At 67.3% G+C, this 25,409-nt stretch carries 24 protein-coding genes; 13 read left to right on the top strand and 11 right to left on the bottom strand.

All coding sequences use genetic code 11. From position 1 onward, the window contains the following. Positions 1 to 3 precede the first annotated feature (3 nt). Genes ABZS29_RS10795 through ABZS29_RS10820 form a run of 6 tightly spaced genes read right to left on the bottom strand, consistent with a single transcriptional unit; the run spans position 4 to position 8,320 of the window. Positions 4 to 1,164 carry an acyl-CoA dehydrogenase family protein gene (locus tag ABZS29_RS10795; protein WP_355460576.1) on the bottom strand — a complete coding sequence of 387 codons (1,161 nt, stop codon included), beginning with the start codon at positions 1,162 to 1,164 and terminating at the stop codon, positions 4 to 6. After that, positions 1,161 to 3,050, bottom strand: coding sequence for a biotin carboxylase N-terminal domain-containing protein (locus ABZS29_RS10800; RefSeq protein ID WP_355460578.1), 1,890 nt, complete (start codon positions 3,048 to 3,050; stop codon positions 1,161 to 1,163). The genes ABZS29_RS10795 and ABZS29_RS10800 overlap by 4 nt, the downstream gene beginning before the upstream one ends. Positions 3,051 to 3,055: 5 nt before the next feature. After that, entirely contained in the window at positions 3,056 to 4,609 is a 1,554-nt protein-coding gene (locus tag ABZS29_RS10805) for a carboxyl transferase domain-containing protein (RefSeq protein ID WP_355460580.1), read from the bottom strand. Further along, positions 4,606 to 5,727 (bottom strand): acyl-CoA dehydrogenase family protein, encoded by a 1,122-nt coding sequence (locus tag ABZS29_RS10810; RefSeq protein WP_355460582.1) that lies wholly within the window; start codon positions 5,725 to 5,727, stop codon positions 4,606 to 4,608. Before ABZS29_RS10810 ends, ABZS29_RS10805 begins: the two co-directional genes overlap by 4 nt. Continuing rightward, positions 5,724 to 7,436 carry an acyclic terpene utilization AtuA family protein gene (locus ABZS29_RS10815; protein ID WP_355460583.1) on the bottom strand — a complete coding sequence of 571 codons (1,713 nt, stop codon included), beginning with the start codon at positions 7,434 to 7,436 and terminating at the stop codon, positions 5,724 to 5,726. Before ABZS29_RS10815 ends, ABZS29_RS10810 begins: the two co-directional genes overlap by 4 nt. Continuing rightward, entirely contained in the window at positions 7,433 to 8,320 is an 888-nt protein-coding gene (locus ABZS29_RS10820) for a TIGR03084 family metal-binding protein (protein WP_355460585.1), read from the bottom strand. The genes ABZS29_RS10815 and ABZS29_RS10820 overlap by 4 nt, the downstream gene beginning before the upstream one ends. A 170-nt stretch (positions 8,321 to 8,490) precedes the next feature. On the opposite strand from ABZS29_RS10820, the gene ABZS29_RS10825 reads away from it, so the two are divergent. From ABZS29_RS10825 to ABZS29_RS10835, 3 genes are read left to right on the top strand one after another with little or no spacing between them, the layout of a single operon-like run. Next, positions 8,491 to 9,231 (top strand): GntR family transcriptional regulator, encoded by a 741-nt coding sequence (locus ABZS29_RS10825; protein WP_355460587.1) that lies wholly within the window; start codon positions 8,491 to 8,493, stop codon positions 9,229 to 9,231. Positions 9,232 to 9,270: 39 nt separating this feature from the next. Continuing rightward, positions 9,271 to 10,083, top strand: a complete 813-nt coding sequence (locus ABZS29_RS10830) for an alpha/beta hydrolase (protein ID WP_355460589.1) — start codon at positions 9,271 to 9,273, stop codon at positions 10,081 to 10,083. A 10-nt stretch (positions 10,084 to 10,093) separates the two neighbouring features. Then, a complete protein-coding gene (locus ABZS29_RS10835) occupies positions 10,094 to 11,128 on the top strand; it encodes an epoxide hydrolase family protein (RefSeq protein WP_355460864.1) in 1,035 nt (344 codons plus the stop codon). Here ABZS29_RS10835 and ABZS29_RS10840 read toward each other — a convergent pair. Further along, on the bottom strand, positions 11,104 to 12,240 hold the full coding sequence (locus ABZS29_RS10840; protein WP_355460591.1) for an ROK family protein: 1,137 nt from the start codon (positions 12,238 to 12,240) through the stop codon (positions 11,104 to 11,106). The two genes, ABZS29_RS10835 and ABZS29_RS10840, sit on opposite strands and share 25 nt — an antisense overlap. A gap of 100 nt (positions 12,241 to 12,340) precedes the next feature. Between ABZS29_RS10840 and ABZS29_RS10845 the strand changes: the two genes are divergently transcribed. From ABZS29_RS10845 to ABZS29_RS10865, 5 genes are all read left to right on the top strand, one after another. Beyond that, positions 12,341 to 13,633 (top strand): extracellular solute-binding protein, encoded by a 1,293-nt coding sequence (locus ABZS29_RS10845; protein ID WP_355460593.1) that lies wholly within the window; start codon positions 12,341 to 12,343, stop codon positions 13,631 to 13,633. Then, the gene (locus ABZS29_RS10850; RefSeq protein WP_355460595.1) at positions 13,630 to 14,508 is read left to right on the top strand and encodes a sugar ABC transporter permease; all 879 of its coding nucleotides are present in this window, start codon (positions 13,630 to 13,632) and stop codon (positions 14,506 to 14,508) included. Before ABZS29_RS10845 ends, ABZS29_RS10850 begins: the two co-directional genes overlap by 4 nt. Continuing rightward, positions 14,508 to 15,329 carry a carbohydrate ABC transporter permease gene (locus tag ABZS29_RS10855; RefSeq protein ID WP_355460597.1) on the top strand — a complete coding sequence of 274 codons (822 nt, stop codon included), beginning with the start codon at positions 14,508 to 14,510 and terminating at the stop codon, positions 15,327 to 15,329. Before ABZS29_RS10850 ends, ABZS29_RS10855 begins: the two co-directional genes overlap by 1 nt. A gap of 50 nt (positions 15,330 to 15,379) precedes the next feature. Continuing rightward, on the top strand, positions 15,380 to 16,015 hold the full coding sequence (locus tag ABZS29_RS10860) for a hypothetical protein (protein ID WP_355460598.1): 636 nt from the start codon (positions 15,380 to 15,382) through the stop codon (positions 16,013 to 16,015). Positions 16,016 to 16,579: 564 nt separating this feature from the next. Further along, positions 16,580 to 16,954 carry a hypothetical protein gene (locus tag ABZS29_RS10865; RefSeq protein WP_355460600.1) on the top strand — a complete coding sequence of 125 codons (375 nt, stop codon included), beginning with the start codon at positions 16,580 to 16,582 and terminating at the stop codon, positions 16,952 to 16,954. A gap of 1 nt (position 16,955) precedes the next feature. Here the strand turns inward: ABZS29_RS10865 and ABZS29_RS10870 are convergent, their stop codons facing one another. Together ABZS29_RS10870 and ABZS29_RS10875 are read right to left on the bottom strand one after the other, a co-directional pair. After that, entirely contained in the window at positions 16,956 to 18,293 is a 1,338-nt protein-coding gene (locus ABZS29_RS10870; RefSeq protein WP_355460601.1) for an FAD-binding oxidoreductase, read from the bottom strand. After that, the gene (locus ABZS29_RS10875) at positions 18,278 to 18,760 is read right to left on the bottom strand and encodes an Lrp/AsnC family transcriptional regulator (protein ID WP_355460603.1); all 483 of its coding nucleotides are present in this window, start codon (positions 18,758 to 18,760) and stop codon (positions 18,278 to 18,280) included. The genes ABZS29_RS10870 and ABZS29_RS10875 overlap by 16 nt, the downstream gene beginning before the upstream one ends. A 123-nt stretch (positions 18,761 to 18,883) precedes the next feature. On the opposite strand from ABZS29_RS10875, the gene ABZS29_RS10880 reads away from it, so the two are divergent. From ABZS29_RS10880 to ABZS29_RS10900, 5 genes are read left to right on the top strand one after another with little or no spacing between them, the layout of a single operon-like run. Beyond that, a complete protein-coding gene (locus ABZS29_RS10880) occupies positions 18,884 to 20,068 on the top strand; it encodes a spermidine/putrescine ABC transporter substrate-binding protein (RefSeq protein WP_355460605.1) in 1,185 nt (394 codons plus the stop codon). A gap of 3 nt (positions 20,069 to 20,071) precedes the next feature. Continuing rightward, positions 20,072 to 21,187 (top strand): ABC transporter ATP-binding protein, encoded by a 1,116-nt coding sequence (locus ABZS29_RS10885; protein ID WP_355460606.1) that lies wholly within the window; start codon positions 20,072 to 20,074, stop codon positions 21,185 to 21,187. Continuing rightward, positions 21,184 to 22,086 carry an ABC transporter permease gene (locus tag ABZS29_RS10890; protein WP_355460608.1) on the top strand — a complete coding sequence of 301 codons (903 nt, stop codon included), beginning with the start codon at positions 21,184 to 21,186 and terminating at the stop codon, positions 22,084 to 22,086. The genes ABZS29_RS10885 and ABZS29_RS10890 overlap by 4 nt, the downstream gene beginning before the upstream one ends. Next, complete coding sequence (locus ABZS29_RS10895) at positions 22,083 to 22,886, top strand: ABC transporter permease (protein ID WP_355460610.1); 804 nt, start codon at positions 22,083 to 22,085, stop codon at positions 22,884 to 22,886. The genes ABZS29_RS10890 and ABZS29_RS10895 overlap by 4 nt, the downstream gene beginning before the upstream one ends. A 34-nt stretch (positions 22,887 to 22,920) precedes the next feature. Beyond that, a complete protein-coding gene (locus ABZS29_RS10900) occupies positions 22,921 to 24,303 on the top strand; it encodes an FAD-dependent oxidoreductase (RefSeq protein ID WP_355460612.1) in 1,383 nt (460 codons plus the stop codon). Here the strand turns inward: ABZS29_RS10900 and ABZS29_RS10905 are convergent. Together ABZS29_RS10905 and ABZS29_RS10910 are read right to left on the bottom strand one after the other, a co-directional pair. Beyond that, positions 24,300 to 24,458: a darcynin family protein gene (locus ABZS29_RS10905; protein ID WP_355460614.1), complete on the bottom strand. Its 159-nt coding sequence runs from the start codon at positions 24,456 to 24,458 to the stop codon at positions 24,300 to 24,302. The two genes, ABZS29_RS10900 and ABZS29_RS10905, sit on opposite strands and share 4 nt — an antisense overlap. Before the next feature lie 10 nt (positions 24,459 to 24,468). After that, on the bottom strand, positions 24,469 to 25,362 hold the full coding sequence (locus ABZS29_RS10910; protein ID WP_355460616.1) for an SDR family oxidoreductase: 894 nt from the start codon (positions 25,360 to 25,362) through the stop codon (positions 24,469 to 24,471). Between the last annotated feature and the right edge of the window lie 47 nt (positions 25,363 to 25,409).

A 25,409-nucleotide genomic window follows, 5' to 3' on the forward strand; every position in this document is an offset into this window, starting at 1 on the left:
ACCTCAGTACGACTTCGGCAGTCCGAGGCTGTGCTGCGCGACGAAGTTCAGGATCATCTCCCGGCTCACCGGCGCGATCCGGGCCGCGCGAGCCGCTGTGGAGAGCGCAGCGACGCCGTACTCCTTGGTCATGCCGTTGCCGCCGAGTGACTGGACCGCCTGGTCGGTCGCCCGGACCGCGACCTCGCCCGCGGCGTACTTCGCCATGTTCGCGGCCTCACCCGCGCCCAGATCGTCGCCGGCGTCGTACAGAGCGGCGGCCTTCTGCATCATCAGGCGGGCCAGCTCGAGCTCGATCTTGATCTGGGCCAGCGGGTGCGCGATCGCCTGGTGCGCGCCGATCGGCGTCTTCCAGACCTGCCGGTCCTTGACATAGGCGAGTGCCTTGCCGAGCGCGTGCCGGGCGATTCCGATCGCGAAGGCCGAGGCCATGATCCGCTCCGGGTTGAGTCCGGCGAAGAGTTGCATCAGCGCGGCGTCCTCGGAGCCGACCAGCGCGTCAGACGGCAGCTGCACGTCGTCCAGGAACAGCGTGTACTGCTTGTCCGGGCTGATCAGGTCCATCTCGATCTGCTGGAACTCGACCCCGGCCGCCTCGGTCGGTACGACGAACAACGCCGGCTTCAGCTTGCCCGTTCGGGCATCCTCGGTCCGCCCGACGACCAGCATCGCCTGCGCGACGTCGAGCCCCGAGATGAAGACCTTCCGCCCCGACAGCGACCAGCCGTCCTCGGTACGCCGGGCAGTCGTGGTGATGTTGTGCGAGTTGGACCCCGCATCCGGCTCGGTGATCGCGAACGCCATCGTCGTGGAACCGTCGGCCAGCCCGGGCAGCCAGCGCTGCTTCTGCTCCTCGGTACCGAACCGCGTGATCACCGTGCCGACGATCGACGACGACACGACCATCATCAGCAACGGGCAACCGGCCGCACCGAGCTCCTCGAGCACGATCGACAGGTCGCCCATCCCACCGCCACCGCCGCCGTACTCCTCCGGCAGGTTGACGCCGAGATAGCCGAGCTTCCCGGCCTCCTGCCACAGCTCGGAGGTGTTCCCGCCGCTGCGCGCCTGCTGGTCGAACCACGCGTAGCCGTACTTCTTCCCCAGCTCACCAACCGCTTTGCGTAGTGCCTGGCGCTCTTCGGACTCCACGTAGAAGCTCATGCTTCCTCCCCAACGACAGCCAGTACGGCGCCGACCTCGACCTGTTGACCTGCCTCGACCTTGAGCTCACCGACCACGCCATCAGCCGGCGCGACGATCGTGTGTTCCATCTTCATCGCCTCCAGCCACACCAGCGGCTGCCCCTGCTTCACCACGTCACCCACGGCGACCCCGACCCGCGTCACGGTGCCCGGCATCGGCGCCACCAAGGACCCCGCCGCCACCTGCTCCGACGGATCCACGAACCGCGGTACCGGCGTCAGATTCACCGGCCCCACACAGACCAGCCCGTCGTACGTCGCCACGTCGAACACCCGCCGTACGCCGTCGATCGCGAGTACGACGCGGTCCGGCGTACTGGAGATCAGCTGAATGTTGCCATCGACAACCAACCCGTCCCGGGTCAGCCGGTACTCGACGTCATAGGTCGTGTCGCCGACTCGGTAGCTCTTCCGCTGTGGTTGTGAGGGAAGGTTCCGCCATCCACTAGGCACCCGCACCGGACCCGACCGCCCCGCTGAGTCCGCCAGAGCCGCCGCCAGCGCAGCGAACCGTTCGACCTCCGGCGTCACCCCCGGCCCCACCCCGTACCGGTCGAAGAACCCCGTATCCGTGTCCCCCGCCACAAACGCCGGATGCCGAAGGATCCACGCCAGCAACCCTCGGTTGGTCCCTACCCCGTGAATCGTCGCCCGCTCCAATACCCCCGCCAACCGCCGCGCGACGGCGGTCCGATCGGGGCCATAGGCAATCACCTTGGCGAGCATGGAGTCGTAGAAGGGAGAGACGACGGAGCCGTCTTCGACGCCCGAGTCGACTCGCACACTCGGATCGACACAAAACTTGTGCAGCGCACCCGTCTGCGGTTGCCAGTCGTTCGCCGGATCCTCGGCGTACAGGCGCACCTCGATCGCGTGCCCCACTGTCGGCGGCGGTTCGGCCGGCAACCGCTGACCGTCCGCGATCGCGATCTGCAACTCGACCAGATCCAGCCCCGTCGTCTCCTCCGTGACCGGGTGCTCGACCTGGAGCCGCGTGTTCATCTCCAGGAAGTAGAAGCTCCCGTCCTCGTCCGCGAGGAACTCAACAGTCCCCGCACCGACATAGTTGATCGCCGCCGCAGCCTTCCGCGCCGCGTCGAACAACAACGGACGCATGGAGGGGATCCGCGACACCAAGGGCGACGGCGCCTCCTCGACCACCTTCTGGTGCCGCCGCTGGATCGAGCACTCCCGCTCCCCGACCGCCCAGATCGTCCCGTGCTGATCGGCCAGGATCTGCACCTCGATATGCCGCCCAGCCGGCAGATACCGCTCGCAGAACACCGTCCCGTCCCCGAACGCCGACAACGCCTCCGCCGACGCCGCCTCGATCTCACCGGGCAGGTCCGCGAGCCGCGACACCACTCGCATCCCGCGCCCGCCGCCACCGGCCGAAGCCTTCACCAGCACCGGCAGATCGGCCTCCGACACCTCGGCCGGCGTCAACTCCGCCAGCACCGGTACGCCGGCCGCCGCCATCAGCTTCTTCGCCTCGATCTTCGACCCCATCGAGGAGATCGCGTCCACCGGCGGCCCGATCCAGGTCAGCCCTGCCTCGATCACCGACGCCGCGAACCCCGCGTTCTCCGACAGAAACCCATACCCCGGATGCACCGCATCCGCCCCCGCGCGAAGTGCCGCCTCAATCACCAGGTCCCCGCGCAGATACGTTTCCCCCGGCGCGTTCCCCGGCAAATGCACCGCCGCATCCGCCTCATCCACGTACGGCGCGTCCGCGTCCGCCGTCGAGTAAACGGCAACCGTCGACAACCCGAGCGCGCGAGCAGTCCGGAACACTCGCCGAGCGATCTCCCCGCGATTGGCAACAAGCACTGAAGAAATCATCGGGCTCACATCCTGAACACACCGAAGGAGGACGTGCCCTCCACCGGTGCCGAGTGAATCGCGGACAAACAGAGACCCAGCACAGTGCGCGTATCGCGCGGGTCGATCACACCGTCGTCGTACAGGCGGCCCGACAGGAACATCGGCAACGACTCCGCCTCGATCTGCCCCTCGACGTACGCGCGCATCTTCGCGTCGCCGTCCTCGTCGTACGGCATGCCCTTCGCCTCCGCGGCGGCCCGCGCGACGATCGACAGCACACCGGCCAGCTGCTGTGGCCCCATCACCGCCGACTTCGCCGACGGCCACGCGAACAGGAACCGGGGATCGAACGCACGACCACACATCCCGTAGTGCCCGGCGCCGTACGACGCGCCCATCAGGATCGACACATGCGGCACCTTGGAGTTGGCGACCGCGTTGATCATCTGCGCACCGTGCTTGATGATCCCGCCCTGCTCGTACTCCTGGCCGACCATGTAGCCCGTCGTGTTGTGCAGGAAGATCAGCGGCGTGTTGGAGCGGTTCGCCAGCTGGATGAACTGTGCCGCCTTCTGCGACTCCTCGCTGAACAGCACGCCTCGCGCGTTCGCGAGAATCCCGACCGGATACCCGTGCACCGACGCCCATCCAGTCGCGAGCGACGAACCGTACAGCGGCTTGAACTCGTCGAACACCGACCCATCCACGACCCGCGCGATCACATCCCGCGGATCGAACGGCGTCTTGAGATCACTCGGCACGATGTCGAGCAGCTCATCGTCGTCGTACAAGGGCTCCTGGTACGACGGCGCCGGCGCGGGGCCCTGCTTGCGCCAGTTCAACCGCGAGACGATCTGCCGACCGAGCCTAATCGCGTCCTGCTCGTCCACAGCGAAGTAGTCGGCCAGCCCGGACTTCCGGGCGTGCATCGAAGCACCACCGAGGGATTCGTCGTCGGCGTCCTCACCGGTCGCCATCTTCACCAGCGGCGGCCCGGCCAGGAACACCTTCGCGCCACCGTCGACCATCACCACGTAGTCGCTCATGCCGGGGATGTACGCGCCACCCGCGGTCGAGTTGCCGAACACCAGCGCGATCGTCGGAATCCCCTCGGCCGACAGCCGGGTCAGGTTCCGGAACATGGCGCCGCCCGGGATGAAGATCTCCTTCTGCGTGGGCAGATCCGCGCCGCCGGACTCGACCAGACTGATCACCGGCAACCGGTTCGCCCGCGCGATCTCGTCCGAGCGCAACGCCTTCCGCAACGTCCAGGGATTGCTCGCGCCACCCTTCACTGTCGGATCGTTCGCGGTGATCAGGCACTCGACCCCTTCCACCACGCCGATTCCGGTCACGAGGCTGGCGCCGACGGTGAAGTCGGATCCCCACCCCGCCAACGGCGACAACTCCAGGAACGCCGTGTCCGGGTCGATCAGCAGCTCGATCCGCTCCCGCGCCAGCAACTTCCCGCGCCGATGATGCCGCTCGACGTACTTCTCCCCACCCCCGGCCAGCGCCTTCGCATGCTCAGCCTCCAGTGCGCTGAGTTTCTCCAGCATCGCTTGACGGTTACTCATGTGGTGTATCCCAGTCGTTTGGCGGCGAGGCCGGTCATGATTTCGGTTGTGCCGCCGCCGATGGCGAGCACCTTCTGGTCGCGGTACTGGCGCTCCACCTCGGCCTCGCGCATAAAGCCCAAGCCGCCGTGGAGCTGCAACGCCTGGTCGCAAACCCACTGCCCGGCCTCGACCGCGGTGTTCTTCGCGAAACACACTTCGGTGAAGACGTCCTCACCGCGCTCGGCCCGCTCGGCGACCGACTGCACGTAGACGCGGGCGACGTCGATCCGGCGCGCCATCTCGGTGAGCGTGTGCTGCACGACCTGCCGCGAGATCAACGGCCGGCCGAAGGTCTCCCGGTTGCGGCACCACTCGACGGTGAGGTCGAGCGCCCGCTGCGCGCCGGCGTACGCCTGAACGGCCAGCGTCAGTCGCTCGGCGACGAAGTTCACCGCGAGCTGGACGAACCCCGACCCCGGGGCGCCGACCAGATTCCCGACCGGCACCCGGACATCGGTGAACGACAGCTCGGCCGTATCCGAACACAACCAGCCGAGCTTCTCCAGTGTCCGCGACACCTCGAACCCCGGCGTCCCCTTCTCGATCACCAGCAAGCTGATCCCGTGCGCACCCGGACCCTCCGTACGCACGGCAGTCGTGACGAAGTCCGCGCGGGCACCCGAGGTGATGTACGTCTTCGCGCCGTTCACGACGAAGAAGTCACCGTCACGCCGAGCCGTCGTCCTGATCGAGGCCACATCCGAACCACCGTCAGGTTCCGTGATCGCCAACGAGCCGATCAACTCACCGTCCAGCGTTGGCCGCACCCATCGAGCGATCTGCTCGTGATTGCCCGCGGCAACGATATGCGGCACGGCAATCCCGCAGGTCAGCAGCGATGCGACCAGCCCACCGGATCCACCCGCGTAGTGCATCTCCTCGACCACCGCGAGTGCATCGCGCAGCGAACCGCCGCCGCCACCGACCGCCTCCGGAAATGCCACCCCGAGCAACCCCAGCTGCCCGGCCTTCTTGTGCAGCTCGCGAGGCAGCTCACCGTCGCGCTCCCACTGATCCAGGTGCGGCAACACCTCCGCCACCATGAACCGCCGCACGCTGTCCCGGAAGGTGCTCACAGCAACATCTCCGGAATGTCGACATATCGAGATCGCAGCCATTCGCCGACTGCCTTGGCCTGCGGATCGAACCGCGCCTGCGCGGCAACGCCTTCACCCAGCAGTCCTTCGACGACGAAGTTCATCGCGAGCAGATTGGGCAGCAGGTACCGCGTCACCGTCAGTTTCTGCGTCTCCGGCAGCAGCTCCTGGAACAGCTCGACGGTCAGCGTGTGCGCCAACCACCGCCACGCCTTCTCGTCGCGCACCCAGACGCCGACGTTCGCGTCGCCGCCCTTGTCGCCGGACCGCGCGCCGACGAGTCGCCCGAGCGGGACCTCGCGCGTCCGCGGTCGGCCCGTCGACGCCAGCGACGGCAACGGAATCGGCAGTCCTGCATCCTCGGCCGGAGTCAGTGGCTGCGTCTCCGCGGCCGGTTCGACGACCACCCGCGTACCACCCGGCAGTACGACGACGTGCTCGACCTCGTGGATGTCGACGTACCCGGCCCGGAAGACGCCGTACGGCGAACCATCGCTGGGCGGCGCGATCACGTGGAACCCTGGGTAGCTCGCCAGCGCCAACTCGACCGCCGCACTGGAGAAGGCGCGCCCGACCACTTTCGGATCGGGATCCTTCACCGCGCACCGCAAGAAGACGCTGGCCTCCTCCTCGGTCTCCGCGTTCGGCTTCTCAGTCCAGGCGAGCGTCCACTGCAGCTCGGCCGGCCGCTTCACGAGCGCGGACTCCAGCTGAGCCTTGACCAGCTCGGCCTTCTCCTCCAGCTGTAGCCCGGTCAGCACGAAGGTGACCTCGTTGCGGAATCCGCCCACGCTGTTCAACGACACCTTGTACGTCGGCGGCGGAGCCTCACCCCGCACCCCGGTGATCCGAACCCGATCCGGCCCGTCGTCGGACAACTCGATCGTGTCGAGCCGAGTGGTGACGTCAGGACCGGCGTACCGGGCGCCGGTGATCTCGTACAGCAACTGGGCTTTGACCGTGTCGATCGTGACGGCGCCACCGGTGTTGTCGTGCTTGGTGATCACGCTGCTGCCGTCCGCGTGGATCTCGGCGATCGGGAAGCCCGGCCGGCCCAGGTCGTGGATCTCGCTGAAGAACGAGAAGTTGCCGCCGGTCGCCTGGCATCCGCACTCGATCACATGTCCGGCGGCGGTCGCGCCGGCCAGCTCGTCGTACTGCGTCCGCTTCCAGCCGTGATGCGCGGCCGCCGGACCCACGATCACCGACGCGTCCGTCACCCGCCCCGTCACAACCACATCCGCGCCGGCCTGCAGTGCCTCGGCAATGCCCCAAGCACCTAGATAAGCGTTCGCCGTCAACGGCGCACCCAGCTCGAGCTCAGCCGCTCTCGCCAGCAGATCGTCACCCTCGACATACGCGATCTTCGGATGCAGCCCCAGCCGCTCCGCCAGCTCCCCGATCGCCCTCGCCAACCCCGACGGGTTCAACCCGCCAGCGTTGCTGACGATCTTCACGCCGCGATCGAGCGCTTCGCCGAGCCCGGTCTCGAGCTGCTTGAGAAAGGTCCGCGCGTACCCGAGCGACGGATCCTTCAGGCGGTCCCGCCCGAGGATCAACATCGTCAGCTCGGCCAAATAGTCACCGGTCAGCACATCCAACGGCCCACCGGTCAGCATCTCCTGTACCGCGCTGAACCGATCGCCGTAGAACCCCGATGCATTCCCAATCCGAATCGGAGCACTCACCCGATCTCCCCCGCCCCGCGCTCCTCGCTTGGTGCGCTGGGTGAGCGCCCCGGCGCTGCTGCCCCGTCCACGTACTGCCCCGGCGCTCCTGCCCCGTCCACGAACTGCCCCGGCTCACGTCCTTTGCCTGGCATCCCCGCGAACGCCTGCGCGATCCCCAGCCACTCGTCCGCGTCCGCACCCTCCGCGACCACCTTCAAGTCGTCCCGGTGCCGCCGCTGCGTGGCCAACAAGCAGAAGTCCACCGCCGGCCCGCTCACCCGCTGCGCCGCATCCTCCGGCCCCCAGCTCCACACGTCCCCGTCCGGCCCGGTCAGCTCGACCCGGATCTCGACCTCCGGCGCAGCCCGCCCACGCAGCAGGTACGAGAACCCACGCGTCCGCACGGCCAAGTGCGCGATATGCCGCAGCCGGTTACTCGGCGGACGCCGCACGCCCAACGCATCAGCCACATCCTGCCCATGCGCCCACGTCTCCATCAGCCGCGCGGTCGCCATCGACGTCGCACTCATCGGCGGCCCGAACCACGGGATCTTCTCCCCGGCCGGCACCGCCTTCAATACCTCAGCCAGGTCCGCACGCGACTCCCGCCAATAGACCAGCAGCTGATCCGGCGGCAGCGCTGCGCCCTCAGCCGCCGCATCATCGACGTACCCGGTCGGGTTCTTCGCGCCCTGCTCCAACAGCTCGGCGAATCCGTCCGGCTCCGCGATCGCCAGCCGCGCCGCCTCATCCGTCCAGGCCAGATGCGCGATCTGATGCGCGATCGTCCAGCCTTCCGCCGGAGTCGGCTGAGACCACTCGTCCGCCGCCAACCCACCGACGAGCCGATCCAGCTCCGCACTCTCGGCCCACAGATCGGCCAGCACCTCGTCTACTTGCACGCCGCACTCCCAGGGGGTGGAGATCGTGCCACCGACACTGACACGATCCCCAAAAAGAATCAAGCGTGCTTGTTTTGTCCGGCCGAAGGATTTCGGTGGTCTACTGACACCTCCTTCGACGGCGGTGGAAAAGCTTCCGGTGCCGGATGCTGGGGTGTTACCCCTGACGTATGCATGGTTCGCTGCCGGGGAAGGCCGCCGAGATCCGGGCGTTGTTGCTGAGTTTGATCGACACGCTGCCGGAGGGCGCCGCGCTGCCGCCCGAACGGGAGCTGGCTGTGCGCTGGAACGTGGCCCGGATGACGTTGCGCCGGGCGGTCGACGAGCTGGTGATCGAGGAGCTCCTGATCCGGCGGCACGGCAGCGGGACGTACACGACCCGGCCGAAGGTGGCGCGCTGGCTGGGCATGATCGGGTTCTCCGAGGACATCCGCCGGCGCGGGATGCGCCCCGGGACGACAATGCTCGAGTTCCGGCATCAGAAGGCGGAGCGGGCCGCCGCCCGCCGGCTGCGGATTCCGGTCGGCGATCCGATCATCGCATTCACGCGCCTGCGCCTGGCCGACGACTTCCCGATGGTGGTCGAGCGGACCACTCTGCCCGCGTCCTACGTTCCGGGTCTGGAGGCGGAGGACCTTAACGGCTCCCTCTACGACCTGCTCACGAACCGCTACGGCATCGACGTGGTCAGCGGCACCTCCCGCCTGGAGCCCGTCATGCCCGACGCCAAGACCGCCGCCTGGCTCGACATCCCCGTCACTCAACCTTGCCTGGCCACGCACGGCATCAGCTTCGACAGCCGCGACCGCGTCTTCGAGTACACCTCGGCCCTCTACCGCGGTGACCGCTACGCCTTCACCACCGAACTCCGGATGACCCAAACCCCGCGAGCCCGAGCCACCAGTTTCTAGGAATGTCGACGCCGTCGGACCGGCTCCGACGTCCCCGGCATGAACCTCGACCTCCCCGATGGCCGCACCCTCCACGTGTACGACGCCGGTTCGGACGGCATCCCCGTCGTCTGGAACCACGGCACCCCGAACGTCGGCGCGCCACCCGAACCGCTGTTCGCGGCCGCGGAACGCCTCGGCCTCCGCTGGATCTCCTTCGATCGCCCCGGGTACGGCGGCTCGACCGTGGCCCGGGGACGAACCGTGGCCTCGGTCGCCCGTGACACCGAGTTCCTCGCGGACGCGCTCGGCCTCGAACGGTTCGCGGTCGTCGGCTACTCCGGCGGCGGAACGTTCGCGCTGGGCACCGTCGCTGCGCTCGGCGACCGCGTGCGCGCGGTCATGACACTGGCCGCGATCGCGCCGTACGGCGTCGAGGACTGGTTCACCGGCATGATCCCGTCCAGCGTCGCCGCGCTGGCGAGCGCCGCGGCCGGTGCCGACGTACGAGCCGCCTTGCACGACTCAGGTTTCGAGTACGACGCCGGCTTCACCGCGACCGACCGCCGCCTGTTCGAAGGCCCGTGGGGTTGGCTGGGCAAGGTCGCCGGCCCCGGGCTCGACGCCGGGCCCTACGGCCAGATCGACGACGACGCGTCGTACACACGCCCGTGGGGTTGCGACCCCACCACCGTCACCGCGCCGATCCTCCTCCAGCACGGAACCGCGGACCACATCATCCCGCCGTCCCACGGCAGCTGGCTCGCCGCCCACTGCCCGACCGCGACCCTGCAACTCCACGAGGGCGCGAGTCACTTCACGATCGTCGAGCACGCAGAGGAGGGGCTCGAATGGCTCGCGAAGCAGAGCTGAGCCGTACGTCATCGAGGTCCCGGAGGCGCAACTCACCGAGCTTCGCCGACGGCTCTCGGGCGTCGACGACGAACTCGCCGCGTACTGGCGAGACGACTACGACTGGCGAGCCTGGGAACGACGACTGAACGAGTATCCCCAGTTCACGACGACGATCGACGGGACAAATATCCACTTCCTGCACGTGCGCTCACCCCGGCCGAACGCGTTCCCGTTGATCCTCACTCACGGCTGGCCCGGCTCGGTCGTCGAGTACGTCGACGTGATCGGCCCGCTGACCGAGCTTGGCTACGACCTCGTCATCCCGTCCCTGCCCGGCTACACGTGGTCAGGCCCGACCCCGGCTCGCGGCTGGGGCCCGCGCCGGATCGCTCGCGCCTGGGCGACGCTGATGCAGCGCCTGGGCTACGACCGGTACGGCGCGGCCGGCAACGACTGGGGTTCGCACATCTCGCCCGAGCTCGGTCGCGTCGCTCCGGAAGCGGTCGCAGGCGCCCACGTCACGCAGTTTTTCTGTTTCCCCGAGGGCGAGTGGCTGGCCTATCCGCCAACCACCGAGCCGGACCGCAGCGTGCTGAGTCCTGCCGACCAAGCCGCCCTCGACAGTCTGCGTGAGCTCCAACGCTCGAACGGCTCCTACGCGCATGTCCACGGCCAGCGGCCGCACATCCTCGGCGCCGCCTTGAACGACTCACCGGTCGGCCTGCTGACCTGGAACCGCCAGGCCATGGGCGGCCTCGAACCCAACACGCTGCTCACCCACGTCACGGCGTACTGGCTGACCGGCACAGCAGGCTCCGCCATGCAGTTGTACGCCGAATACGAACGTCAGCCGGCCCCCGACAGACCGACCACGGTTCCGCTGGCGCTGTCCCAGTTCCGCGACGACCTGCGGTCGATCCGTGCCTACGCAGAGCGGGACCACGCCAACATCGTCTCCTGGATCGAGCACGGCACCGGCGGCCACTATGCCGCCCATCAAGCGCCCGACCTTCTCGTCGGCGACCTCCACAACTTCTTTCAGGACGTTCGAGCCAGTAGCTGAGTACGCGCATGATCGGTAGCGGTCGCGATCGCGCCGACCAGTGAAGCGCGGTCGCCGAGGGTGGAGCGGGTGACGGCGATCGGGACGGGAAGCGTGGCGGCGAGTTCGGCGACGCGGGCGGCGAGGAGTTCGTTGTCGCCGATCCCGCCGGTGAGGATGACAGTCTCGGGATCGACGATCGCGCTCAGTGCGGCGACGATCTCGTGGATCCGGCGGCACTCGTCCTCGACCAGCGACAACGCGTAGTCGTCACCAGCGCGGGCTCGATCGAACAAGTCATGGACGTCGCGCAGCGCGGGATCCAACGCCCGCGCCTCGCGCAGCAGGGCGAGACCGCCTGCCTCGTCCGGCTCCCTCGGCGTACCGCGTCGTGCGTGAGTGGTCGGCAGGAAGCCGACCTCGCCGGCCGCGCCGTGGGCTCCGCGCAACAGTGAGCCGTTGTGCATGATCCCGGCGCCGACACCCGCGCCGATAGCGATCACCGCGAAGGTCGACAGCTCGCTCCCGGCGCCGTGCCGGTACTCACCGATCGCGGCCAGGTTGACGTTGTTCTCCAGGAGCACCGGCCCGTCGATCCCCGCGGCCAACTGCGAATACAAGTCGTACGGCGTCTCCTGCCCGAGATTCCAGGCATAACGAACCATCGGGTCGTTGGTCAGGTTCACCGCGCCCGGCGTGGACACCCCCGCAGCCAGCAGCGGTACGTCGGTCCGTCCGGCCTCGGCTCGTGCCTCGGCCAGCAACTCGACCGCCTGCCGTACGACGCTCTCCGCGCCCTGCGCCTGGGTTGGCCGCTTGAGCTCGACCAACGGCGTACCGCTCACATCGCAGACCGCGATGCGGAGATTCGTACCGCCGATGTCGATCGCCGCGACACAGCCCGCGCGCGCAGGAACGCCGTACAGGGTGGCCGTCCGGCCGGGGAGACCGCTGCGCTGACCGAGTGACTCGGCGAGCCCGAGTGCCTCCAGCCGCTCCATCGCGGCGAAGACCGTGGGCCGCGACAGCGAGCAGGCAGCGGCCAGCTCGGACCGGGTCTGCGGTCCGGGCAACGCGAGCAGGCGTGCCAGGACCACGCTCGCACTCGGCGTGCCACTCACAACACGGTTCACACATCACCTCTGCGGAGTTCTTGACTCCCTCGTCGACCCTGACAATACTGCTCGAATGTTAGGAAAGTTGCCTAACAAATAAAAGACCTGGAGTGGGGCGATGGTGGCGATCGACAGGCGGACCGTGTTGAAGACGGCCGGTGGGGCCGGACTGGCGGCCTTGCTGGCCGCGTGCAGCGGAGGCAAAGGCGCGACCACGGGGGACCAGGGCAGCGGCAGTAGCGGGGAGATCCGCGCGCTGTTCATGAAGCAGGCGGCCTACACCGAGGACGACGTCACGAAGATGACGGCCTCGTTCACGGCCGCGAACCCGGGCATCAAGGTGACGCCGGAGTTCGTCGCCTACGAGGCGCTGCACGACAAGATCGTTGCCGCGGGTCCCGCCGGGACCTATGACGTCGTGCTGATCGATGTGATCTGGCCGGCCGAGTTCGGCAGCAAGAAGATGATCACCGACGTGAGCAGCCAGTGGCCGGCCGCGTGGAAGACCGAGATGCTCGCCGGCGCGATCGACACCGCCGAGTACGACGGCAAGCTGTACGGGGTCCCGTGGATCATGGACACGAAGTACCTGTTCCTGAACACCGCGCACCTGCAGGACGCCCACGTGAACCCGCAGTGGCTCGACACCTGGGAAGGTGCGCTGAAGGCGGCTCGCCGGCTGAAGGCGTCCGGCGTCGTGAAGTACCCGTTCATCTGGTCCTGGCAGCAGGCCGAGGCGCTGGTCTGCGACTACGCCCAGCTGCTCGGTGCGATGGGCGGCAAGTTCCTCGACGACTCGGGCAAGGTCGCCTTCAACGCCGGCGGAGGGGTCCAGGCGTTGGAGTGGATGCGGCAGACGATCGTCGACGGACTCACCAACCCGGCGTCGACGCAGTCGCTGGAGGCCGACGTACAGCGCGTGTTCCAGGCAGGCCAGGCGAGCCTGGTGCTGAACTGGACCTACATGTATGGCGCCGCCAACGACGCCAAGCAGAGCAAGGTGGCCGGCAAGGTCCAGGTCGCGCAGACGCCGAAGGGCAGCGTCGGCCGGCCGGGCGTCAACGGCGGCATGGCGCTCTGCGTCACCGCGGGCAGCAAGAACCAGGCCGCCGCGTTCAAGTACATCTCGCACCTGACCAGCCAGCCCGAGCAGGAGAAGTACGCGCTCGACTCGCTGCCGGTGTGGGGCACGTCGTACGAGGAACCGGCCGTGATCAAGACGAACCCGGCCGTCGTACCGCAGGCGAAGAAGCAGCTCGACGACCTGATCCTGCGGCCGCAGGCGAAGAGCTACAACGCCTTCTCGCAGGTCCTGCAGGCCGAGCTGCAGAACGCACTCCTCGGGCGCAAGCCGGCGCAGAAGGCGCTCGACGACGCGGCCGACAAGGCGAACAGCCTCCTGCAGTCGTGAGGCCGGTCCGAGTCCGCGGCGAGGGACGGTTCGCGCTGTTCCTGTTGTTGCCTGCGGCAATCGTCGTCTTCGGGGTAGTGCTCTACCCGGTGCTGCGGACGCTGCTGATGTCGTTCTACAAGGTCGACAGTGCGATGCCCGGCAGCTACCCGTTCGCCGGGTTGAGCAACTACACGAAGGTCTTCACCGACCCGTCGTTCTACCCGGTGCTCGGGCACACGGCGTACTTCACTCTGGTCTCGACCGCCGCGGAGCTTCTGCTCGGGATGGGCGTTGCGCTGCTGCTGAACGCCCCGCTGCGCTTCAAGTGGTTGTGGCGCAGTCTCGTCGTACTGCCCTGGGCGCTGCCGACGATCGTCAACGGAGCACTCTGGCGCTGGATCGACAACGGCCAGTACGGCGTCCTGAACCACCTGCTCGGCACGGAGATCCAGTGGCTGGGCTCACCGTTTCTGGCGCTGAACATGGTGATCGTGGCCGACGTCTGGAAGAACACCTCGATTGTCGCGTTCTTCCTGCTCGCGGGGTTGCAGACGATTCCGCACGAACTGCGTGAGGCGGCGGTGGTGGATGGCGCGTCGACTTGGCGCACGTTCTGGCAGGTCGTCGTACCGCTGCTGAAGCCGAGTATCGCGGTCGTTCTCGTGCTGCGCACGATCGAGGCGTTCAAGGTGTTCGACATCGTCTATGTGATGACCGGCGGCGGTCCCGCCTCCGGCACTCAGACTGTTGCCTTCTACACCTATCTGCAGGCGTTCTCGAACCAGCTCTTCGGGTACGGCGCCGCACTGGCCTACCTGATCGTGATCGCGGTCGGCGCGCTGGCGATGTTCTACCTGCGGTTGCTCCGGCAGAACCAGTTGGCGGGGGTCTGATGCGCAAGTTCCAATACGCGATGTGCGGTCTGCTGGCGGTCGTCGTACTGGCGCCGTTCAGCTGGCTGGTGATCTCGAGCCTGTCCCCGGCCGACGAGCTGACCAGCGGTTCGCTGTGGCCGGCGCATCCGACCTTCTCGCGCTACCAGGACATCTTCACGTCCGGTTCGGACGGCATCGCCGGGACGTTCCGCGTCTCGATGGTGAACAGTCTGGTCGTCGCTTCGGCGACCACGCTGATCTCGCTGGTGGTCGGCTGCCTCGGCGGCTACGCGTTCGCCCGGTTGCGGTTCCGCTTCCGCCGTACGACGTTGTTCGCGTTCCTGGCGATCTACATGCTGCCGCCGATCGCGCTGGTGATCCCGCTCTACCTGGCCCTGGCGAACCTGCAACTGCTGGACACTCAGCTCGGCCTGATCATCACCTACTGCTCGATCGTGACGCCGTTCTGCCTGTGGACGATGAGCAACTTCTACTTGAGTCTCCCGGCCGAACTCGAAGACGCGGCTCGGGTCGACGGCTGCTCCCGGATGGGCGCACTCGTCCGCATCGTGCTCCCGCTGGCCCGGCCCGGCATCGTCGCGACCGCCATGTTCGGCTTCCTGCTGGCCTGGGACGAGTTCCTCTACTCGCTGATCTTCACCTCCACCACGAACTCCAAGACGATCCCGGTCGCGATCGCCGAGTTCACCGGCAAGTTCTCGTCCGACTTCGGCTTGGTGGCGGCGGGCGGCGTACTGGCTGCGCTGCCGCCGGTCCTGCTCGCCCTGCTCTTCCAGCGCTACATCGTCAACGGCCTGACCGGCGCCGTCAAAGGCTGACCCGTCAGAATGATTACTCTGCGGAGCTGATCGGTTACTAGTGTCGCTTCATGGACCTGAAGTCTCCGATCAGCACCGTGATCCCCTCCCTGGACGGCCCGGTCCTGCAGGTCCTGGCCCGCGCCGACGAAGGCCTGTCCGGCCGCCAGATCCACAAACTCGCAGGTCAGGGCAGCGTCGCCGGCGTCCGCCTCGTCCTCCAGCGCCTGGCATCGACCGGTCTCGTGCACGTAGACGACGCCGGCAACTCGTTGCTCTACCGCCTCAACCGCACACACCTGGTGGCCCCCGTCGTCGAGTTCCTCGCCGACCTCCGCACCGCCCTCGTCAACCGCCTCGCCGACGAACTAGCCGCCTGGCGCCTAGCCCCCATCCACGCCTCCGCCTACGGCGCGCTGGCCCGAGCCGACGGCGACCTCGAGTCGGACGTAGAGCTCCTGCTGATCCGTCCCGACGACATCGATGCCGCCGACCCGCTGTGGAACGAACAAGCCAGCGCGTTGATGCAAACGGTCGTCGACCTCACCGGCAACCCAGCCCACCTCTTCGAACTAAGCCGCACCGAACTAGCCAACCACCTAGCCACCTCCGCCCCCATCCTCAACGACTGGCTACACCCCACCCTCCACCTAACCGGCCACCCCCTAACCACCCTCCACCGCGACCCCGTGGTCAGCGCCGGCTGAGCAGTTGCTCGCCGCGGTACCTGCTCGCCGTCGCGGCTGATGTGCAAGCCACCCACGCATGTGCTTCTGGGCAATGTGATTGGGCCCGCCGTGCACGTGATCGCGGCTGCCGGTGGCGGTCGATGACGAGCGCGGACCGCATGGGCGGACCGCCAACACTCACCAATCACCAGAATCGCGCTCTGCTGAGCGTGAAGCACCGTCCCAAACCGTGGTTGGTGAGTGGGGGCGGTCCGCAATCCGCCGTGAACCCACAGAACTAGCCGCGGTTCGGACTAGCACCCGCGTCTCCCCGCGCAACCGGACTGCCACCCGCGTCTCCCCGCCGCAACGGGTTTGGGGCGGATCCGCGACCCGTTTCGGGCGGTGATTCCTCCCCACATCCCCTCGGGCACGGTGCATCGCCTCCCCAAACCGGTTTGGGGAGGCGATTGAGCCGGAAAGGGCGGATATACACCCCACCCTTCAACCAGTTCTGGTGACCGAGTGGGTGTCATCGACATGTCATCCGAGGTGCGGAGACTCGAGAGATCGAGGCCAGAGGCCGCTGGACAGGAGTCGAGGATGATCTACAACCCGCCCCCGAATTGGCCGGCACGACCTGAGGGCTGGCGTCCGGCGCCCGGGTGGCGGCCGGATCCGAGCTGGGGACCGCCGCCGCCTGGATGGAAGCTGTGGCTGCCGGCGAACCCGTGGAGTCGCGCGTTCGGCTACGCCTACGCTGCGGCCGGTGTCGTCGGAATGCCGATCTATCTCCTGGCCTACCAGACCGGCGTGATGCCGACGTTGGCGGTCATGAGCGGCTTCGTCTACGCACCGATCGGGGTGGCCGTGCTGGCCCGGGTCACCACCTTCAGGTGGCCGTTCGCCGCGTACCTTCCGGTGATTCTCCTGGCCGGCCTGCTAGCTGCAGAATTCTTCACCAACTCGAACTCGTGAGCTAGTGACCGAGTAGCGGATCCATCAGGCGGGCTATCTGGCTTTGGTGACGAGTGAGGCGTTCTTCGGTGTCGGCTAGCGTCATGGCGCCGAGGCCGGCGTTGATGCCTAGCCAGCGGAGGGGTTCGGGTTCCCAGGGGCGGGAGTGGTGGTTGACCCACGGCAACCTGGTTAAGGACGTCTCGCGGCGGAGGATGAGGTCGGTGAGGGTGCGGCCGGCGAGGTTGGTGGTGCTGACGCCGTCGCCTACGTAGCCGCCTGCCCAGGCGAGACCGTCCTGGAGGCCGACTGAAGCGCACCAGTCGCGCGGCACCCCAAGGGGGCCGCCCCACGCGTGGGTGAACTGCACATCCTCCAGGGCAAACAGATCCTTCAGCGTGGCCTGGAGTTTGGCGAACACCCGCGGCTCCGAGTCGTACGCCGGCCGCACCCGCGACCGGAAGTGGTACGGCGCCCCGCGCCCACCGAACACGAGTCGCCCATCCGCAGTCCGCTGCCCATAGATGATCAAGTGCCGGTGATCACTGAACGACGGCCGATCCGCGAGCCCGATCCGATCCCATGTCGCAGCACTCAGCGGCTCGGTCGCAACCACCAGCGAGTACACCGGCGCCACCGCACGCCCGCCGGTGAATCCCTCGGTCGCCCGCACGACAACGTCACCTCGCACCACGCCGTACGGCGTGACGGCCCTACCAGGAGATACGACGCTCACCGGCGTCTGTTCAAAAATCACAACGCCCAGGCCCTCGACAACTTCGGCGAGTCCCCGAACCAGCTTCCCCGGATGAATCACCGCACAATGCGGAGTAAAAGTTGCCCCCAGCACCTTTGTTGCGCGGACCTGAGCGGAGACCTCGTCCGACGACAAGAACCGCAGATCGCCCGGACCCCACTCGCCCGCGGAAGCCACCTCGGCGCGCGCCCGCGCCAGCTGCGCCTGAGATCGAGCCAGCACGATCGTGCCGCCCTTGTGATAGTCGCAGTCGATCCCCTCGGCCGCCGTCACCAGCCCGACCTCGTTGACCGAATCCTGCATCGCCCGATGCATGTCGATCGCCGCCGACCGATTGGACCCCGGCAGCGCGGCCAGCTTCCGCGCCGACGCCGGGAACAACGCCGAACACCAACCACCATTGCGCCCGGACGCCCCGAACCCGACCGTCTCCTTCTCCAGTACGACGATCCGCAGCGAAGGATCGGCCCGAGCCAAGTAGTACGCCGTCCACAACCCGGTGTACCCAGCCCCGACGATCACCACGTCGGCATCCCGGTCTCCAGCGAGTGGAGGCCGCGCGGTCACCGACGTGGAGCTCCAGAGGTTCAGCGCACGCCCCATGAGTAGGTCTGCTTCACGAGCTTCAAGTAGACGAACGACTCGGTGCTCTTCACGCCCTCGATCTGCCGGACCCGCTCGGACAGCACCTGCAGCAGGTGCTCGTCGCTCTCGCAGAGCACCTCGATCAGCAGGTCGAACGAGCCGGCCGTGATCACGACGTACTCGACCTCGTCCATCGCGGCGAGCTGGTCGGCGATGGGTTCGAGCGCGCCCTCGGCCTTGATCCCGATCATCGCCTGCCGGTCGAAGCCGAGCTCGAGCGGATCGGTCACCGCGACCACCTGCATCACGCCGGCGTCCGTGAGTCGCTGCACACGCTGCCGTACGGCGGCCTCCGACAATCCGACCGCCTTCCCGATCGCGGCGTACGAGCGCCGTCCGTCGACCTGGAGCTGTTCGATGATCGCCTTGGAGGTCTCGTCCAGCAGACCCTGGTTCTTGTCGGGGTGCCCCGTTCGTACTGCCACCCGCCTGATCTTACCCGGCGAAGCGGAATTCGTTGTGAAAATCGAAGTTCGCTACGGAATCCCTTGTCTCGGTCCGGATCGTTTGACAGTATCCACCGCGACAGCCCCTGCAAGGAGGTTCGCGTGAGACCTCGTCGTACGCCGATCCTCGGCCGCCGGGCGGTGTTGCGCGGGGTCGGGTTAGGCCTGGGCGCGGGCGCGCTGGCGGCCTGCGGCATCCCGCCGGCGCGGCAGAGCGCGGACAAGTGCATCAGCACCGACCAGTCCGGCACCCAGAAGCTGCTGAACTTCTCGAACTGGCCGAGCTACATGGACGAGTCCGAGGAGAAGGTCAACGGCAAGACCGCGCTGCCGACCCTGGACGCGTTCCAGAAGCAGAGCGGGATCCGGGTCACCTACACCGCCGACGTCAACGACAACTCCGAGTTCTACGCCAAGGTCCGCGACCAGCTCGGCTCGTGCCAGCCGAGCGGCCGGGACATCTTCGTCCTCACCGACTGGATGGCGGCCCGGATGGTCAGCCTCGGCTGGATCCAGAAGCTCGACCACGCGGCAGTGCCGAATGTCGACAAGTTCCTGCTCGCGCAGCTCAAGTCCCCGAGCTGGGATCCGCACCGGGACTACAGCGTGCCGTGGCAGAGCGGCTTGACCGGGATCGCGTACAACGCCAAGGTCACCGGCAAGGTCGGCAGCTGGGCCGACCTGATCGGCAGGTCCGAGCTCAAGGGCAGGGTCACGCTGCTGTCGGAGATGCCGGACACGATGGCGATCATGTTGCGCCTGGTCGGTGCCGATCCCGGCAAGTTCAACGACGCCGAGTGGAGCAAGGCGCTGGAGAAGCTGGAGAACTCCGTCGGTTCCGGCCAGATCCGCCGCTTCACCGGGAACGACTACGTGCAGGACCTGAACGACGGCAACATCGCCGCCTGTATGGCGTGGTCCGGCGATGTCCTCGCGCTCCAGGCCGACAACTCCGACATCAAGTTCGTCGTCCCCGAAGAGGGGCTCAACCTCTGGTCGGACAACATGCTGGTGCCGAACAAGGCGGCCCACAAGGCGAACGCCGAAGCGTTGATGAACTACTACTACGACCCTGAGGTCGCCGCCGAGCTGGCCGCCTGGGTGAACTACATCTGTCCGGTCGAGGGTGCCCGGCAGGCGATGGAGAAGATCGACCCCGAGCTCGTCGACAACCCGCTGGTCTTTCCCGACCAGGCCATGCTGTCGAAGACCTCGTCGTTCATGCCGCTCGACACGGCCAAGGCGAAGCTCTACGAAACCGACTTCAACCTCGCGATCGGAGGCTGATAGATGACCACAGACCTGGTCCTCGAAGGCATCAGCAAGCAGTTTGCCGGTCATCGAGCCGTCGACAACCTCGACCTGACCGTGCCCGCGGGCAGCTTCTTCGCGCTGCTCGGTCCGTCCGGCTGCGGCAAGACGACGACGCTGCGGATGATCGCCGGTCTGGAGGAGCCGTCCAGCGGCACGATCCGCCTCGGCGACGACGAGATCACCGGACTGCGCCCGTACAAGCGGCCGGTGAACACGGTCTTCCAGAACTACGCGCTCTTCCCGCATCTCGACATCTTCGAGAACGTCGCGTTCGGGCTGAAACGCCGCAAGGTCAAGGACTTCAAGCCGAAGGTCGAAGAGATGCTCGACCTGGTGGAGCTGCGGGACTACGGCAAACGGCGCCCTGCGCAACTATCTGGTGGCCAGCAGCAACGAGTCGCACTGGCCCGCGCTCTGATCAACCGTCCGCAGGTTCTCCTGCTCGACGAGCCGCTCGGCGCGCTCGACCTCAAGCTGCGTCGGCAGATGCAGCTGGAGCTGAAGCGGATCCAGACCGAGGTCGGCATCACCTTCGTGCATGTCACGCACGATCAGGAGGAGGCCATGACGATGGCCGACACGATCGCGGTGATGAACGGCGGTGTGATCGAGCAGCTGGGCAGTCCAGCCGAGCTCTACGACCTGCCCGCAACCACGTTCGTGGCGAACTTCCTCGGCCAGTCGAACCTGATCCGCGGCACGGTCATCGGCCAGGCCGATCAGAACCTGGTGGTCGAGATCCAAGGCCGCAAGGTGATCGTCCCGGCGGCGCGCTGCCGGGTCACCGAAGGGGATGTCTGGCTCGGGATCCGTCCGGAGAAGGTGTTCCTCGCCGCCGCCGGCTCGGAGGAGGGCGACGGCGTGAACCAGCTTCGCGGCGCGGTCGTCACGGACGTGAGCTACGTCGGTGTCAGCACGCAGTACCTGGCGAAGCTGCCGTGGGGACAGGAGCTGACGGTCTTCGAACAGAACACTGGTGCCCGGGATGCGTTCCGGGCCGGCGATTCGGTCGACCTGCACTGGCGACCGGCGCACAGTTTCCTGCTCGACGCGGCGCAGGACGCGCTGGCCGGGGTCGAGGACGTGGAATGAGCGCCGTCGGTCAGCTCGGCGCGGTCGCCCAGGCCCCGGCTCCGCCGCCCCAGCGATCCGGGCGGCGGCGTACGGCGTACCTGCTGTTGCTGCCCGGTGGACTCTGGCTGTTGCTCTTCTTCGTGGTTCCGCTGGTTTCGTTGCTGGCAGCAAGTTTATACGATCCGAACGGGTCGATCGAGAACGGTTTCTCGATGACCTGGCACTGGCAGAACTTCGGTACGACGATGGCCGACTACGCGCGGCCGTTCCTGCGCTCGCTCTGGTACGCGGTGGTGACCACGGCGTTCTGTCTCCTGCTCGGCTACCCGCTCGCGTACGCGATCGCGATGAAGGCCGGCCGCTGGAAGAACCTGATGCTCGCGCTGGTGATCGCGCCGTTCTTCACCAGCTTCCTGATCCGCACACTGTCGTGGAAGCTGCTGCTCAGCGACAACGGCTTCGTCGTCGACGCGTTGAAGTGGCTGCACATCCTCGGTCCGGACGGTCGGTTGCTGGCGACAACAGCTGCGGTCGTGACCGGTCTGACGTACAACTTCCTGCCGTTCATGGTGCTCCCGCTCTACGCGAGTCTGGAGAAGATCGACCGGCGGCTGATCGAGGCCGGCGGTGACCTGTTCGCGGGTCCGCTGACGACGTTCCGCACGGTGACGCTGCCCCTGTCGATGCCGGGCGTGGTTGCGGGCACGCTGCTCACCTTCATCCCGGCCGCCGGTGACTACATCAACGCCCAACTCCTCGGTACGCCGAAGCAGCGGATGATCGGCAACGACATCCAGCGGCTGTTCGCGGCCGGCGCCTACCCGACCGCGGCCGCGTTGTCGGTGACGCTGATGGCGGCGATCGTCGTACTGGTGCTGATCTACGTCCGCCGAGCCGGAACGGATGATCTCGTATGACGCGCGTCGGGCGGTTCATCGGACAGCACCTGATCATGGTGCTGGGCCTCATCGTGCTGCTGTACTTGTTCGCGCCGATCGTCGTCGTGATGCTGATGTCGTTCAACCAGCCGAAGGGGCGGTTGTCGTACACCTTCGACGGTTTCACCTGGGACAACTGGGCGCATCCCTGCCAGCCGTACGGGTTGTGCGACGCGGTCAGCACATCGCTGCGGATCGGCCTGCTGGCGACCGTGGTCGCGACCGCGCTCGGAACGCTGATGGCGTTCGCGATGGTGCGGCACCGGTTCCGCGGGCGGTCGGCGACGAACCTGTTCATTTTCCTGCCGATGGCCTCGCCGGAGATCGTGCTCGGCTCGTCGCTGCTGGCCCTGTTCGTCTCCAGCGGTTTCGGCGGCAAGCTCGGGTTCTGGACGATCCTGATCGCGCACGTGATGTTCTGCCTGTCGTTCGTCGTGGTGACCGTGAAGGCACGGCTGGCCGGGATGGACGGCAGGCTGGAACAGGCGGCGATGGATCTCTACGCGAACGAGTGGCAGACGTTCTGGCGGGTCACCTTCCCGCTCGTCTTCCCCGGCATCATGGCGGCGGCGCTGCTCAGCTTCTCGCTGTCGTTCGACGATTTCATCATCACCAACCTGAACGCCGGGACGACGGTGACGTTCCCGATGTACGTCTGGGGATCGGCGCAACGCGACATCCCACCGCAGATCAACGTCGTCGGTACGGCGATGTTCCTGCTCGCGCTGGTCTTCGTCCTGGCCGGTGAGGTCGCGCGCCGCCGTCGAGTGCGGAGCTAGGGATGCCGGCCGCGCCCGCTCGCGAGGCCGGACGGTGAGCGCCCGCGCGGCGCTGGCGGAAGCCGCGCCGCAGGTGTTCTGGTTGGATGACCCCGCCGCGCCCGACCCCGCGCCTCCTCTCACTGGACCGATCAGCGCAGATCTCGCGATCGTCGGCGGCGGGTACACCGGCCTGTGGACGGCCTTGCGAGCCAAGGAACGCTATCCCCGCCTCGATATCGTCCTGCTCGAGGCCAACACCTGCGGCTCGGCCGCCAGTGGGCGCAACGGCGGCTTCTGTGACGCGAGCCTGACCCACGGATACAGCAACGGCCTCGCCCGCTGGCCCGACGAGCTCGCCACGATCGAGCGACTGGGTACGGAGAACCTCGAGGCGATCGGGGCCACGATCGCGCGACTGGGGATTGACTGCGACTGGCGCCGTACGGGTGAACTCACGGTCGCCACCGCACCGCATCACCTGGAAGCGCTCGCCGAAGAAGCTGCCCGTCGCTCCGACACCCAGCTCCTCGACCGGGCTGCTGCCCGCGCTCAACTCAACTCCCCGACCTACTTGGGCGCGCTCTCCGACCCCTGCTCCACCGCCCTCGTAGAGCCGGCTCGCCTGGCCTGGGGTCTCCGTCAGGCGTGCCTGGATCTCGGCGTTCGTATCTACGAACACACCCGCGTCACCGCGCTCCATGCCGGCCGGCTCACCACCATCGGCGCCGACGCGCACGGTTCGGTTCGGGCGGCACGGATTGCCCTTGCTACCAACGCTTTCCCCTCACTCCTGCGTCGGCTGCGCTTGTTCACCGTCCCGGTCTATGATCTGGTGCTCGCGAGTGAACCGCTGTCCGCCGCCCAGCTCGCGAGCATCGGCTGGCAGAACCGGCAAGGGGTCGGCGATGCCTCGAATCTCTTCCATTACTACCGATTGACCCGTGACAACCGGATCATCTGGGGCGGCTACACCCCGATCTACCACTTCGGTAGCCGGATCGACCCGGCGTACGAGCGACAGAGCGCCGTACACACGATGCTCGCCGAGCACTTCTTCACCACGTTTCCGCAGCTCGAAGGTCTGCGCTTCACCCACCGTTGGGGCGGCGTCATCGACACCAGCACTCGCTTCTGCGCCTTCTTTGGCACCGCTCACGAGGGCCGCACCGCCTATGCCCTTGGCTACACCGGCCTCGGCGTCGCCGCCACCCGCTTCGGCGCCGACGTCATGCTCGACCACCTGTACCGCGAATCCACCGAACGCACCGCACTCCGGATGGTCCGCACGCGCCCGGTCCCCTTCCCACCCGAACCGATCCGCTCCGCCGGCATCCACCTCACCCGCCACGCCATGTCCCAAGCCGACGCCCGAGCCGGCCACCGCAACCTGTGGCTCCGCACGCTCGACCGCCTGGGCCTCGGCTTCGATTTCTAAGCGGTCAGGCGACGATCGTGGTGGGGGTTGCGGTGTTGTAGCACCGTGGTCTCGAACGCGGCCACGCGCTGCTGCACCGTCAGATCCAGCCACTCGCGGCGCGTCTTGACCAGGATGAATCCCGTCAGTCCGGCTTCGAAGGTGCTCTCGGACATGGCTGTCTCCTCAGTTCGTGTAAGCGCCGGACATGATGTCCTCGATCAGCCCCGGCCCGGTCGGCTTCCAGCCGAGCAACTTTCGGGTGATCGCGGACTCGGCCGTCATCGTGGTGGCGAAGAAGTGGGCGACGACGCCGAAGTGTTCGGCGGCATCGGCAGGGTCGATCGACGTGACCGGCAGGTTCAGGGCTTCGCCGAGTGCTTCCGCGATCGCCTTGGTGGTAAGGCTTTCCTCGGCGACCGCGTGTAATCGTGATCCGGCCGGGGCTCGCTCAATCGCGAGCCGGATGAGGCTGGCGGCGTCCGTGCGGTGCACAGCCGACCATGCGGTCGACCCGACACCGATGTACCCCGACACTCCGTGCTTTCGCGCCGCGTCGGCGAGGAACGTGACGAACCCCCAATCCCCACGCCCGTGTACCGAGGGAGCGAAGCGGACCACAGCCGACCGAACCCGCCGTACGGCGGCCTCCAGCGCGAGGTTCTCACTACCGCCTCGGTCGGATCCGGGACCGATCGCGGGCGACGGGTCGGTCTCGACGACCGAACGGCCCTCGACGATCCCGGACAGGGCGTTGGCGATGACGAACGGTCGATCGGTACCAGCCAAGGCGTCGAGCATTGCCTCGACTGCTGCCCGCTCTGCTCGGTCGGACTCCGCTGGGTTCGCCCAGTCGTGCTTGTTGGCCAGATGAACCACGCCGTCGGTCTCGGCCGCTCCCTTCCGTAGCGAGAACAGGTCGTCCAGATCACCCCGATGCGCCTGCGCTCCCTTCGCAATCAACGCTGCGGCTGCCGCGTCGGAGCGAACCAACCCGAGGACCTCGTGACCGCTGGCGAGCAGTTCGTCGACAGTGGCGGAGCCGATCCAGCCTGAGGCTCCGGTGACAAAGACACGCATGTGCTTCTCCTGATCTATTTCGGTGCACTGTGTCCAGTAATCTAGCA

It is taken from the genome of Kribbella sp. NPDC005582 (genome assembly GCF_040605415.1).
Classification (GTDB): Bacteria; Actinomycetota; Actinomycetes; order Propionibacteriales; family Kribbellaceae; genus Kribbella.